Genomic DNA, 12,259 nt, shown 5'->3' with positions numbered 1-12,259 from the left:
CGGTTTTGCTAACTTCTGGCCACCGCGTTGCCCAGGCCTCGACGCTCACGGAAACTGACCCATTTCTGCTTATCAGAACGGACCCGGCCAGTGCGCAGTGAACAACCCGGAAAGGGGTCAAGGGACCGTGGAATAAATGCGGCGGGTTTATCGCCGCGTTTATGCCGCGAAAGCCCTTGACGCCTTGGAGGGGAGATACGCTCGTGGCAGCGCCGGGGATGGGATTTTTCCATCCCCGGCGTCTGCCTCACGGCGAGTGCGGGGTCTGGGGCAGCGCCCCAGGGTTTGCGCAGGGAATGATGGGGCGGGTTATGCCGCGGGTGCGCACGGGAGGGGCGCCGATTTCGACGCGCCCTTGTTCGTCGGCGGCGAGTGCGGCACTGGGGTTCGCAGGGAGGGTCCGTCGATGCGAATGGTGATGCAGCGGTGCTGGAGCCGGTCGAGCAAGGCGTCGACAAGGGCCTTGTTGGCGAACAACTCGTACCAGGCGCTCGGTTCCAAGTTCGTGGTGATCAGCGTCGAGACGCGCCCGTAGCGCTGATCCATCAGCCGGAAGAAGGCATTGGACTGCTCGGGCTTGAGGGTGAGATAGCCCAGTTCATCGATCAGCAGTGGCTGGAAGCGGGCGAGTTGCGCGAGGAGCTTCGGTGTCGAGCGATCGGCGAGCGAGGCATAGAGCTCGTCGAGCAGGACCTGGGCCTTGTAGAAGCGCGCGGCGTGGCCATTGAGGCACGCCGCGCGCAGAAGCGCCAGCGCGATGCCGGTCTTGCCGGTCCCCGGCGGGCCGATCAGCAGGATGTTCTCGTTGCGGCGCAGGAAGTCGAGTCCGGCCAGGGCGCGGATCTGGCCCCGATCGACCCCGGGCTGGCGGTCGAAGGGAAAGGAATCGAGCGTCCAGCGCCAGGGCAGCTTCGCTTGCGTCAGTCGGTACGCGAGGCTCTTCTCGCGCCGCTCGGCCGCTTCGGCCGCCAGCAAGCGCCCGACGACTTCGGCCGGCGGCGCGCCTTCGCGCTCGGCGCGCTCGAATTCGGCATCGAGGGCGGCGGCCATGCCGCGCAGCCGCAGCTGGGCGAGCTGGGCGTGGATCTGCTCACGCGTCGTCATCGAGCGCGTCGTTCAACGCAAAGAAGTTGCCGGCGACCTCGCGCAGGATGAGTTTCTCAAGCCGCCCCAGATCGTACAGCCCGTAGTGCGCCGCCTGGCGCACGGCCGCCAGAAAGGCTTCCCCGGGATAGGTGCGCTGGAGCTCGAGCAGGCGTCGCAAGGCCCGGGCCCCACGGCCCTGACCGCGTTGCTTGAGGGCCCGCACATAGGCCTCGAGCTCGGGGCTGTCGTCGCGCAGTTGCGCTTCGAGGGCCGGCGTGCGGCTGGCCCTGACGGGGGTGGGATGGTGCGCGGCGTCGGTACTGCGCGCATCGCGCTGGCCGATCAGCCGCAGATGGGTCGCCACCACGCGATGGCGATGATGAATGTCGACGCGGGCCGGATATTTGTAGACCGTCACCGCCTGCCCGACCAGACGCTCCGGCACGGAGTAGCGATTGACCTCGAGCGAGACATAGCCGTTCAGGTCCACTACCCGCTCGAAGACCTCATAGACCGGCGGCAGCACCGCGGGCAGCGCCCGCAAATACGGCTTCTCGAGCACATAGGCGGTTTCCGGCGACATCCCCAGAGACCGCTTCGGTCGGGCATTGGCCACCTCCTGGCACCAGGCGAGCGCCTGGCGGTTCAGGTCGTCGAAGTCGGTGAAGCGGCGTCCGGGCAGGAAATTGGTTTCGACGAAGAAGAAGTTGCGCTCGATCCGCCCCTTGCGATCGGGATGATTGACCCGGTGCGCACGGAATTCGAACCCCAGCGTGCGGGCGAAGGCCGCCATCTCGGGCGCGATGACAGCATCCGCTCCGGCGCCGGCGGCGAGCATCACGCTGGTGTTGTCGATGATGCACTGCGGACAAGCGCCATCCATGAAGCGCACCGCCTCGAGCAGAAACTCCTTGGCTTCGAAGCGCGTGAAACGCGGGCTATACCGGATGAACAGCCGGCGCGAGTAGGCGAGCACGAGACCGGCACACTGCGCGGTCACGGTCTTGTCGCCCAGGGTGACGCGATGCGGCGAGGTATCGTGCTGCATTTCCTCGCCCGGCGCGAAGAAGTATTGCCCGGCACGCGGGGGCGGTGCGCGCAGTCCGGCCTCGCGAACCCAGCGGGTCAGCGTGCTGTACGAGACGGTGAGCTCGTACTCGGCGGCGAGCAGTTCGGCCACGCGCACGACGTTGCCCTGGGCGCGCTCGAAGGCCGACTTCAAATAGGCCCGCGGCACACCCGGGCATGCGTCTTCCGATCGCGCCGGATCGTCGGGGCGCACGATCCGGCGCACGGTATTACGCGATAGCTCGAGCACACGGCTGATCTCGCGCAGGCTCTTGCCTTGGGCTTGCAGGGTTCGGACGGCATCGCGAATCTGGCTCGGCGTCATGGTCAAGGCTCCTCGCAAGCTCGGAGTGCAGCGCATCGAGGGCGGCGCGCAGGTGAGCGAGCGCGCCGAGAAGGGATTCGGGAAGCACTTCGCGGGACAGGCTCGGCAGCCGGCTACGCAGCCGCCTGATCAGCGCCAAGAGTTGCCGGACATCGGCCGCGCACTGGCCGTGCGGCCCGGCGCGAAGGCGCGTATCGGCGAGCTCTTCTTCCTGCGCGCGCAGGCTCTGAATGAACAGGCGCGGCTGGGCCACCATGCGCTCGCGGGCGGCACTCGGGCTCGTCAGGTAATGCCGGAACCAGACCTGCAGCTCTCGGGTGGACAGCGGCGTCGCCGCCAGCGCAGCGAGCAGCTGCGTCGCCTGCGCGGTGTTGGCGCGCGCCAACGGGGCCAGAACCCGTGTCGCCGCCCAGGTCGAAACCGTGCCCTGGCGCACGGCCGCGAGCACGGCTTCGGGCACGCCGCAGACGAGCTCCAGACGCCGGCTGACCCAGCTCACGTCGCGGCCGCAGCGGCGCGCCACCTCGCGCTCCGAGAGCCCCTGGCCGCGCACGAGTTCCTGCAGCAGCAGAGCCTCTTCCAGCGCCGCGAAAGGTCGGCGGCCGGCTTGCGCGAGAATCGTCAACAGGGCCTGCGCGAGATCGCACGCCCAGGCTTCCACCCGCGCGGTGTCCCGTCCGAGCCGACGCAGGGCGAGCACACGCCGGTAGCCGTCGACCAGGATCAGGCGCTGGCTGTCGGCGTCGGGGACGGCGATGCACGCAATGAGTTGGCCGCTTTGCTCGATCGAGCGGGCGAGGGCCTCGATCGCGCGCGGCTCGAGCAGCCGCGCGTCGGCGAAGCGCAGATCGAGGCGGTGCAGATCGACTTCAGGCATCTGGGGGGCCGGGGTGTCCATGACCGAACCCTACCCAGCCGCGCTGCGAATGGCGATGACGTCCTCTCTTTGCAAGATCAGCCGGAGGGTGCGTAAGGGCTTGAAACCGCAGTGATTCGAACCATCCACGCGTCCATCTTTGCAAGATCGTCACGCGTGGCCGGGCTCAGCCGGTAAATCCCTGAGGGCACGGGCGTTTCACGCGTCCACACGTTCATCTTTGCAAGAACGCGTGCCGCCCGCCTCGCGTCGCGCGCCTGCTGCTGGCGGCGGTTACGGTCGCTGTACGCCGGATGCGAACGCCGGTACTCGCGCCAGTAATCGGGATGCTGTGCGGCCCACGCCGCCTGCGCCCGCGCCTGATTCTCTCGGTACTCGGGATCGCTCTGCCGCCGCGCCAGTTGCCAGCGACGTCGCCGTTCCCGCTGGCACGCCGCCGACGCGCAGTAACTTTGCCGGGGGGTTTGCGGCCGGGGATGGAATAACTTGCCGCAGCCAGCGCACTGTTTGCTCTGCATGGACGGACCTCTGCCGAGGGAACCCTCCAGAGAGCGTCCGACAGGCGGGCCAAATAGATCAATCGGCCGCCGTCACGGCGGCGACCCTACCTCAGATTGCTGGGTCAATTACTTGAGCGGAAGCCGGGTCAATTCTGGTGAGCGCTGAGGGCCCAGGCGCGCGTAGCCAGCGCGTCATGCGGTGGGCTTGCGCGGGGTCGTTCACATACGCCCGCGCATTCCCATGCACCGCCGCGCTCTCGCGCATGTCCGCCGGCCGCCACCAGCGATAGCGCTCGTGCTGCGCATCCGGCAGCGCCAGCATGATCGAATCCGCCACCCGCAGCCGGTACGCCAGCACCGCGATGCCGGGATGCTCGGTGCACAGCACGCCGAGCGTGGTGTCGGCATCGGCGGTGATCACCGCATTGCCGCCCGCGGCGAGGATGTTGGTCAGCTTGGAAGGCAGCACCGCGTCGGCGGCGCCGCGTTTCTGGATGACGAGGTGACAAGCCGCCGAGGCCAGCAGCACCGGCAGCCCCTCATAGGGCTGCAGCGGGGCGCGCTTTACCTTGCCGGCGACGACGTCGAAGGTGCCGCCCACGCCCATCACGACGCTCACGCCAAACTGGTCGTGCCAGCGGTTGATGAAGTTCTCCTTATTCGGCGAGGTGATCGCCACGAACAGCGACTGCGCGCCGCTGGCGCGGATCTTCTCGACCGTTCCGACTTCGTTGCTCCAGAAGTAGCCGTGGTGATAACCGGCCAGCTTCAAGCGTGGAGTGCTGCATACTCGCGAGCCGTGGGCAAAGCACGCGGAAGCGTCTTGGTCTTTGGTCGTGTCGCTTCCCAGCCGAGGCAGGCCAGCCAGATCGCACGCGGGATGGCTTTGTGCGCCGTGCGGTAGTAGCTGACCATGCGGCGGCTGATGCCCAGGGCCTCGGCCGCCGTGTTGAGCGACAACGCGTTGCGGTGCATCCACTCGTCGAACATCTGATGGCTGACATCGCCGGCCTGTTCCTTGGCCCAGGCGTAGACGTTGTCCGCACCGAACTCCTCGTCGATCCATTCGATGCTGTTACCCCATTCGCCGACATGAACCCGGGCAAACACCTCCGGGTTGAGGATGGCGATGAGTGTGGGGATTGAACGCAATACGCCTTCTACATCGACCTCCAGCGACTCGCCGGTGCTCCAGTTCGTGCGCAAGCGATAAGGGGCGAGGGCTTCCACAGCCAACAGCTTGGGGAAAAAATAGTTGCTCACGGGTTATACCTCCGCCATGCGCCGAGCAGGAATGCCCGGTTCGACTCGATCCAGTCCAACTCCTCCTTGATCTCGCGTGGCGCAATGCGGCCCTTGATCTCAAGTGAGCCGATGTCCACCGTGCATTCCCGTCCATCGCGCAATTTGACATGGACGTGGGGAAGCAGGTGATCACCGGCATACATCAATACGCGTGACGCAGGAAAGCGTTGAAGTATCGGCATAACATCGAATTTAGTGCAATGGTTGCTCTACTGCAAGCAGATTTCCCGAGTTGGTGCCCCTCCCGCTCGCTGCACAGCACGCCGAGCGTGGTGTCGGCATCCGCGGTAATCACCGCATTGCCGCCCGCGGCGAGGATGTTGGTCAGCTTGGAAGGCAGCACCGCGTCGGCGGCGCCGCGTTTCTGGATGACCAGGTGGTGACAATCCGCCGAGGCCAGCAGCACCGGCAGCCCCTCATCGAAGAGCGCGACCACTATCGCCAGGGCGACGACCTTCCACGCCCGTTCCCCGCCCGCGGCTGGCATCCCCGAAATCCCGGCTCCGGATTTCATCGCAATCGATCCGCGCCCCGGGCGCGATTCATCAGACCTGCGCACCTTCATCCGCAATCAGGAACGCCTCCTTCGCCTTGCCCGCATCCAGCTCGGCCTTCAGCCACTTTGGCATCACGCCGCGGCCGGACCAGCTCGTGCCGGTGGCCGGGTTGCGATATTTCGCCTTGACTACCCCGCGCTTGCCCGCCGCCGGTTTCTCGGCCCGCGCCGGAGTGCCGAAGCCCAGGTCGGCCGCGCTCAGGTTGTAATCGCTGATCTTCTGCCGGATGTCGGCGATCACGCCGGCAATCTCGGTCTGCCGCATTTCTTCGGCCTGCTGCTTGAGCGCTTCGATCCGCGCGAGGATTTCCTGATAGGTGCTCATTACGCCTGCTCGGTTTGTGTTGTTCTCAAATTTTCGACCCGCTCAGCCTGAGTTCTTCTGTCGCGATGGCGCGCAGCATCGGGTGTCCTCCGCGAGTTGAAACTGTCATGCAACGTCGCACAAGAGCGACAAAAGAAGGCCCAAACATAATGCCGGACGAGCCGGCATCAGAGGTTTGGGCGCTGTTGCCACCCAGCATAGCCCCGCTCATCCAGAAAACCAACAATACCGCCGAGCGCGACTAGAACATCCTACGAGGAGGCCGCAACCCGCTCGACCTCGAACCCCACCACACTGCGGCTGTCGCGGCTGAACTCCACCCCAATCAGGTGGATCGGCTCACCGCGGGCGCGGTACTTGTCGGCGTAGGCGCGGTCGCGCAGCTGCTGCAGCGCCTTGCCTTCGGGCACCAGCTCCACCACCTTGAACTCGAACAGATAGACGTTGCGGTTGAACAGCACCGCCATGTCGATCCGACCGCGATTCGTCACATCCTCCAGCCGAATATCCAGCCCCAGCGCGGCGAAGTGGCTGTAGAACACGCTGGCGTAGTAGCCCTCGTACTGGGCGATCGGGTTGTTGCGGTACCAGTCGTGCGGAATGCTGGCGAAGAAGGCGGTAAACAGCTGCTGCAGGCCGGGGAAATCGTTTGCTGTCAGCAGGTCGTAGAGCTGGGGCAGGTGCACGCCGTGTCGCGCCGGGTCGTCGGAGAGCACCTCCAGCAGGGCATTGTTGAGGCTGCTGCGCACCTCCAGGTTCGGGTAGCGCAGCGTCAGCTGCATCAGGCCGGGCAGATAGCGCACCGAATCGATGGTCAGATAGCCCGCCTGGAACATCAGCGCCTCGGTCGGAATCCGGTCGACATCGAAGCTCGAGAGCAGCGACTCGAGCGCCACCACCCTTTCCAGGTCCGGCGTAAAGGTACGCCGTGCCGTCAGCAGATCGACCAGAAAAGTCGGCGTCCCCGTCTCGAACCAGAACGGCCGGAACTGCCGCTTCTGGAACAGCAACAACAGATCGAACGGGTTATAGACCGATGTCCCCGTCCAGTTGTAGCCGTTGTACCAGGCGCGGATCTCGTCCCGATCCAGCCCGGGCAGCTCCGGGGCGAACACCGTGTCGACGTCCTCGTCGGTATAGCCACAGAGGGCCGAGTAGCGTTCATCCAGGGTGATGTCGTTGAGGTTGTTCAGCCCCGAGAACAAACTCACCTTGCTGAACTTCGACACCCCGGTGAGCATCGCGAAGCGGATGTGGGCATCCTGGCCCTTGATCACCGAATACAGGTTGCGCAACCCGTCGCGCATCTCGCGCGCGATCTCGGGCCGGGTCAGGTTGTCCAGGATCGGCTTGTCGTACTCATCGACCAGCACCACCACCCGCTGGCCATGCACCTGCTCGGCCTGGCGAATCAGCGCCCCGAAGCGGCCGGCAACGCTGGCGCGCTCGACGGTCAAACCCAGTCGCTGCTCGTTTTCCGTCAAGAGCTCGTTGATCCGCTCATCCAGCGCCGCGCGGCTTTGCAACATCCCATCGCCAAAGCTGATCCGCAGCACCGGAAACCGCCGGGTCCAGTCCCATTTCCCATGCGCCGCCAGCCCGCGAAACAGCGGCTCATTCCCCTCGAACAGCTCGGCCAGCGTGTCGAGCAGCAAGCTCTTGCCAAAGCGCCGCGGGCGCGACAGGAAGTAGTAGTTGCCTTCCTCGATCAGCTGCAGCGCGAAGCCCGTCTTGTCGACGTAATAACAGCCATCCTCGCGAATGCGTGCGAAGGTCTGAATACCGATGGGCAGCTTCTTGCGGGACATGAGGGCCGGCTCCGGAACAGCAAAGCCCCGATTGTAGCCGCTACGCCACGCCCATCCTTCCCCGCACAACCCCGCCGCAGCGCCACGCCATGCCCCCCAGCGTCACCCCCACCGCATCAGCCAGCCAATCGTGCCAATCGCCGTAGCGCCAGCCGGTGGCGCCCTGGGCCAGTTCGATGAACACGCCATACACCAGCAACGCCCCCACCACCGCCACCGGCTGGCGCGGAAACGCCCACAGGCCCAGCACGGCCAGCGCCGCAAAGGCGCCCGCGTGCTGCGCCTTGTCCCACACGTTGAAGGCCACCGGCGGCAGCGCCGCGCCGGGTAGCAGCGACAACACAGCCACCGCCAGGCAGGCAGCCGCAAACAGCGCGCTACGCATCATCTACACCTTCACTCACCCCAGCGCCGCCACGATCTGATGCACCGTCTGCCTCACCGCAAACCGTTGCTCGAACAACCCCAAGCAGCATTCTGCCAGCCTGGTGCCTTGCGCCACGCCCCTGTTGCCCGCGTACACAAACACCTTGCGACCCGCCAGCGGCGTCTCATCAATCACGATGGAGCAGGGTGGGTCGACACGATCACCGGCAGGTCTTCCGGAGCGGAGAAGCCATCTTTCCAATGGAGTGCTGCAAGTCGGCTTGCATGCGAGCCAAGTAGTGGAGCTTTTTGTGAATGATCCTGAGGTTTTCGGTCATTTCAAACGCACTCCAGTTGATCTCGCAATGCGATGAATCGGTTTGTCGCCTATGCCTACGATCAGATCTACTTTCAGGTCGAACAACTCGGTAAGCGCTGCCTTGCAGCGAACCTTTCGCATGACGTCCGCGGAGTCAGCTTCCACGTAGAGGTCCACATCGCCACCGCGCTGGTTGTCATCAGCGCGAGAGCCAAATAACCATATCCGGGCATTTTCGCCGTATTGCTTGGCGATAATGTCGGAAGCAAGTTGAGCCTTGTCGGCAGAAATTCGCATGTGCGCACTCCGTTCCTGGGGCATCTTGCAGTTTACAGCGGGCACGCGAACGTGTCGGGGTGGGAAGGCGTCACACCTTTGTCAGCATGTGCTCCAGATGCCGTTGCTTCAGACGCTCGGGTAATTCCTTTTGAACGTAGTCGGCGATCGATTCCTTGCTCTGTTGCAGCAAGGCGATTTCGGATGGCGTCAATCGATTTGAAGCCAACCAGGTACTCTGCCTCGTTGGCCGTGAGGGCGTCTGGCTCGATGCCGAAGACTTTTGTGAATTCATCGTCAAACCGCTCCTTGATCAGCCGCACAAACTTTTTGCCGTGGCGTTCGGCTTGGCGAGCAGAACCAGATCGATGCCGAAGATATCCGAGAACGAAAGAAAGTGGGTATCCCCCTGTTTACGATGGGGGTACGAACTGGCTATCGCGCTCGCATCGCCTCTTCTGCCGCCCGGGCAAGAAAGCCCGACCGGCTTTGATGATGGGACGCGGCATAGGCGTCGATCTGCCGCACCAGGTATTCCGGAAGCGAGATATTCAGCCGCACGGGCCTTGCGCTCACCCGCGCCAGGTCGATTTCCACCAGCATCCAGTACCCACCGTGGAAGCGCTCATCATCGCCCCATTGCTCGGGGGCGGACGGCTTCGGGATCGCCATGTTCTCCCCCTCGAAATGCACCTCCACGGCCTCCTGCGCCATGCGCGGCAGGTCAGCCAATTCGTCCGCAGCGGAAAAGCAGCCCGGAAAATCCGGGAAGGTCAGCCCGTAGGCGCTGCCTTCGTCCTTATGCACGTACACGGGATACAACATGTTCCTCACCTCCAATCCCATCCGGCCTGCCGGTAGATGTTGCGCAGCGTGCCGATCGCCACGTCCTTGCGCGGGTGTGGCACCACTACGTGGCCGGGCTTGCCGGGATGCTTGAACTTTATGTGGTCGCCCTTGCCACCGACGCGCTGCCAGCCTTCTGACTCCAGTCGCTTGATGATGTCGGTGCTTTTCATGTGTGTAATTCTACACAACAATGCGCAGCGGTCAATTCAGTTGTGTATTCGTGTGTAATGAGAAGGCGGCCCTGTTGCCCGTCGGTTACCGGGCATACACCGCGCGGCGGCTCACGCGCACCAGGGTTGAACGAAGTGGTTCGCTTCCATCAAGGAATCGTGAGTCCCGGTATCCAGCCAGGCGAAGCCGCGCCCGAGCAGGCTCACATGCAGGTAGGACCCCCGCACCGTGAGGCTCAAGCAGTGACCAAACGAAAGACTCCTGCTGCACGAGCAGCTGCGCATTTCGATCAATGCAACGCAGCCAGCGCGACCTCGGGGGCTTTGTCCAGCACCTTCAGCAATGCCTTGGCGGCACCGGTGGGGCGACGCTTGCCTTGCTCCCAGTTGCGGATCGTGTCGAGCGGCACACCGATGCATTCCGCAAACTGAGCCTGGCTCAAGCTCAGGCGCTTGCGCACGCGGCGCGCGAACTTTGCCGCCTCCTGCATTGCCTCGGCATCGTCGGCCGCCCGCTGGCGCGCGAGCGCCGCCTCCGACGTGGCATCGACGCGCGCCGCGTCGATCCGCCCTTGTGCGAGCGACTCCGGCTTGGTGGGATCAATCCTCACTCGTGCGGTTTTCATAATGCTTGACCTCTCGCTGGTTGGCTTTGCGCGCCGAAATGATGCGCATGACCGTGTTTCTCGGCGTATAGACGACCACAAACAGCCTGTGCTCGATCTTGCCCATCAGCTGATAGCGCTCTTCGCCGTAACTGTAGCGGGTGTCGAGCTGAACAAGCCGGTCGGGATCGAAAAACGCCCTGGCCGCATAGGCAAAATCAAACCCGCGCTCCTGAAAGCACGCTTCGCTTTTCGCCTCGTCCCATTCAAAGTCCATGCGATGAATGTAGTTCACTGGCCGACTGCGAGCAAGCCTGGAAGTTCGTGTAAACCATGAACAAGGTCTCTGACACTCCGCCGCAATCGCGGCTGGGCGGGGCGCATTGGCGCTCAGGCCCGTGGGCAGCTGCGAGGCGTGCAAAAAGCAGATCTGCCACGGCAAATCGGCCTCGCGCGAATCGGTCAGACAACCGCAATCACCGCAACCGTTCTGCGTTCATCCCCTGCGCCACGCCCATGTTGCCGGCGTAGACGAACACCTTGCGACCCGCCAGCGGCGTGTCCTTCACCGCGGCGCTCAGGCGGCAGCCGAGCCAGTCGGAGCCAGCAAGCCGGTCAATGTGTAATTGATCTGCGGTTTGCGGCTACGCTGCTGCACCTCGCGAACGCGCACCTGCACCCGCCACCGCTGGCCCACCACGTCCGCGGCTTGCACGCCCACGCCACCCGCCAGCGCTTCGAGGCACTCCGGACTCACCGAGCCCTTCACCACCTCATCCCCACCGCCGACACCATGCAACTCAAACCTGCGCGTCGCAGGCAGCAGATACAGCACACCCTCGATCTCTTCGTCGTCGCGCTGCGCAATCTGCAGCGCCTCACTACGCGAGCGGGCGAGGTGGATGGCCTCGGCGTCCATGGGCAGGCTCTTCTCGCCCTGAACGATACGCAGCGTCGCCCCGGCGTCATCGAGCAACTGGAAGAAACGCTGCACCGACAAAAGCAATCGCTCGTCCAGCGTATCGGACACAGACTCGAAGATTTCATCTTCCGGCAAGGACAACCGGTAAATGAGCTCCGACATCTCCCCCACGACGATCTGCAACGGCGTGTCGGTCAAGGCGTCGGACGATGGCTCTTCTTCCAGCACGAAGCCGAAGGAACCGCGCGCCACGTCGGTGATCATCAGTTGCGCTTTCTCGCGCAACGGCACCGGGCCGCGCGCAGCGAGCGGGCCCGACTCGAGTGTGGCCAGCCGTTTCGACACCAGATCCTGAAACTGCGCGACCATCTGTCCGGCGAAATCGGCGCGAATGCCCCTCGACCCCACGACCGGGCGCCCGCCAAAAAACAGACCCACGCTGGCATGTACGTCCGCCGCCTGCGCGGAGCGGATCTCTTCCTCGATCTCCTCGCGGCGGATCGACAGTTGCAACCAGCCGACCGGATCTTCTTCCTCGGATCGCGACGCCAGTAACCCCTCGACCGCCGCCAGGTCTGCACGCAATCCGTCAAGCTGCAACATCTTTAGCATGTGACCACCTCAAAGCAGCTCACTGGCCCGATCGTCGTCGGCGCACAGAGGCACTTGCAGCATCCCTTTCCACAACGACGTTTCACGCTGATGCGAGAATAGCCCGAACCAATATTTCGTGTCCTCTACAAGCATCTCGCTTCGTCTGTCCAGATCGACCAGATAAGCATCGCAAAGGTAGCGCCTCTTCGTAGCCCGGGGATCGAAAATCTCCGGCGTCGCCCTCACAAAGTCCCGCCACACCGCATCGTCCTTCATCCCCCGTGTCAACCGCTCACAGCTCGCTGCGA

At 64.2% G+C, this 12,259-nt stretch carries 20 protein-coding genes; all 20 read right to left on the bottom strand.

Features of this window, described 5'->3' with window-relative positions; genetic code table 11:
• Positions 1-309: 309 nt before the first annotated feature.
• The 20 genes from istB to pbN1_RS17460 all read right to left on the bottom strand — a co-directional run bounded on the left by istB (position 310) and on the right by pbN1_RS17460 (position 12,227).
• Positions 310-1,104, bottom strand: coding sequence for an IS21-like element helper ATPase IstB (istB, locus tag pbN1_RS17550; RefSeq protein ID WP_210147564.1), 795 nt, complete (start codon positions 1,102-1,104; stop codon positions 310-312).
• Positions 1,091-2,479 (bottom strand): Mu transposase domain-containing protein, encoded by a 1,389-nt coding sequence (locus tag pbN1_RS17545; protein WP_169204271.1) that lies wholly within the window; start codon positions 2,477-2,479, stop codon positions 1,091-1,093. The genes istB and pbN1_RS17545 overlap by 14 nt, the downstream gene beginning before the upstream one ends.
• Complete coding sequence (locus pbN1_RS17540) at positions 2,385-3,377, bottom strand: ParB/RepB/Spo0J family partition protein (protein WP_169204272.1); 993 nt, start codon at positions 3,375-3,377, stop codon at positions 2,385-2,387. Before pbN1_RS17540 ends, pbN1_RS17545 begins: the two co-directional genes overlap by 95 nt.
• Before the next feature lie 56 nt (positions 3,378-3,433).
• On the bottom strand, positions 3,434-3,874 hold the full coding sequence (locus pbN1_RS17535; RefSeq protein WP_169204273.1) for a hypothetical protein: 441 nt from the start codon (positions 3,872-3,874) through the stop codon (positions 3,434-3,436).
• Positions 3,875-3,965: 91 nt separating this feature from the next.
• Positions 3,966-4,628, bottom strand: a complete 663-nt coding sequence (locus pbN1_RS20995; RefSeq protein ID WP_280516161.1) for a WecB/TagA/CpsF family glycosyltransferase — start codon at positions 4,626-4,628, stop codon at positions 3,966-3,968.
• Positions 4,625-5,119: a DUF2442 domain-containing protein gene (locus tag pbN1_RS20855; RefSeq protein WP_169204265.1), complete on the bottom strand. Its 495-nt coding sequence runs from the start codon at positions 5,117-5,119 to the stop codon at positions 4,625-4,627. The genes pbN1_RS20995 and pbN1_RS20855 overlap by 4 nt, the downstream gene beginning before the upstream one ends.
• Entirely contained in the window at positions 5,116-5,304 is a 189-nt protein-coding gene (locus pbN1_RS17525; RefSeq protein WP_169204264.1) for a DUF4160 domain-containing protein, read from the bottom strand. The genes pbN1_RS20855 and pbN1_RS17525 overlap by 4 nt, the downstream gene beginning before the upstream one ends.
• On the bottom strand, positions 5,304-5,732 hold the full coding sequence (locus pbN1_RS17520; protein ID WP_210147784.1) for a hypothetical protein: 429 nt from the start codon (positions 5,730-5,732) through the stop codon (positions 5,304-5,306). Before pbN1_RS17520 ends, pbN1_RS17525 begins: the two co-directional genes overlap by 1 nt.
• The gene (locus pbN1_RS17515) at positions 5,707-6,042 is read right to left on the bottom strand and encodes an H-NS histone family protein (RefSeq protein WP_169204263.1); all 336 of its coding nucleotides are present in this window, start codon (positions 6,040-6,042) and stop codon (positions 5,707-5,709) included. The genes pbN1_RS17520 and pbN1_RS17515 overlap by 26 nt, the downstream gene beginning before the upstream one ends.
• A gap of 251 nt (positions 6,043-6,293) precedes the next feature.
• Positions 6,294-7,850, bottom strand: coding sequence for an ATP-binding protein (locus pbN1_RS17510; RefSeq protein WP_210147562.1), 1,557 nt, complete (start codon positions 7,848-7,850; stop codon positions 6,294-6,296).
• Positions 7,851-7,890: 40 nt separating this feature from the next.
• Entirely contained in the window at positions 7,891-8,235 is a 345-nt protein-coding gene (locus tag pbN1_RS17505) for a VanZ family protein (RefSeq protein ID WP_210147561.1), read from the bottom strand.
• 315 nt (positions 8,236-8,550) lie between these two features.
• Entirely contained in the window at positions 8,551-8,832 is a 282-nt protein-coding gene (locus tag pbN1_RS17500; RefSeq protein ID WP_169203201.1) for a nucleotidyltransferase family protein, read from the bottom strand.
• 70 nt (positions 8,833-8,902) lie between these two features.
• Positions 8,903-9,106, bottom strand: a complete 204-nt coding sequence (locus pbN1_RS17495; protein ID WP_169203202.1) for a hypothetical protein — start codon at positions 9,104-9,106, stop codon at positions 8,903-8,905.
• Positions 9,107-9,246: 140 nt separating this feature from the next.
• A complete protein-coding gene (locus pbN1_RS17490; protein WP_169203203.1) occupies positions 9,247-9,636 on the bottom strand; it encodes a type II toxin-antitoxin system HicB family antitoxin in 390 nt (129 codons plus the stop codon).
• A gap of 5 nt (positions 9,637-9,641) precedes the next feature.
• Positions 9,642-9,830, bottom strand: coding sequence for a type II toxin-antitoxin system HicA family toxin (locus pbN1_RS17485; protein ID WP_169203204.1), 189 nt, complete (start codon positions 9,828-9,830; stop codon positions 9,642-9,644).
• 111 nt (positions 9,831-9,941) lie between these two features.
• The gene (locus tag pbN1_RS21065) at positions 9,942-10,115 is read right to left on the bottom strand and encodes a sugar phosphate nucleotidyltransferase (protein WP_342343985.1); all 174 of its coding nucleotides are present in this window, start codon (positions 10,113-10,115) and stop codon (positions 9,942-9,944) included.
• Positions 10,116-10,120: 5 nt separating this feature from the next.
• Entirely contained in the window at positions 10,121-10,441 is a 321-nt protein-coding gene (locus pbN1_RS17475) for a helix-turn-helix domain-containing protein (protein WP_244857007.1), read from the bottom strand.
• The gene (locus tag pbN1_RS17470) at positions 10,431-10,730 is read right to left on the bottom strand and encodes a BrnT family toxin (protein WP_244857005.1); all 300 of its coding nucleotides are present in this window, start codon (positions 10,728-10,730) and stop codon (positions 10,431-10,433) included. Before pbN1_RS17470 ends, pbN1_RS17475 begins: the two co-directional genes overlap by 11 nt.
• 282 nt (positions 10,731-11,012) lie before the next feature.
• The gene (locus tag pbN1_RS17465) at positions 11,013-11,969 is read right to left on the bottom strand and encodes a hypothetical protein (protein ID WP_169203206.1); all 957 of its coding nucleotides are present in this window, start codon (positions 11,967-11,969) and stop codon (positions 11,013-11,015) included.
• Positions 11,970-11,978: 9 nt separating this feature from the next.
• Entirely contained in the window at positions 11,979-12,227 is a 249-nt protein-coding gene (locus tag pbN1_RS17460) for a DUF6932 family protein (RefSeq protein ID WP_169203207.1), read from the bottom strand.
• Positions 12,228-12,259 lie beyond the last annotated feature (32 nt).

Source organism: Aromatoleum bremense, assembly GCF_017894365.1.
Classification (GTDB): domain Bacteria; phylum Pseudomonadota; class Gammaproteobacteria; order Burkholderiales; family Rhodocyclaceae; genus Aromatoleum; species Aromatoleum bremense.
This window is presented reverse-complemented; position numbering and strand designations above follow the sequence as displayed.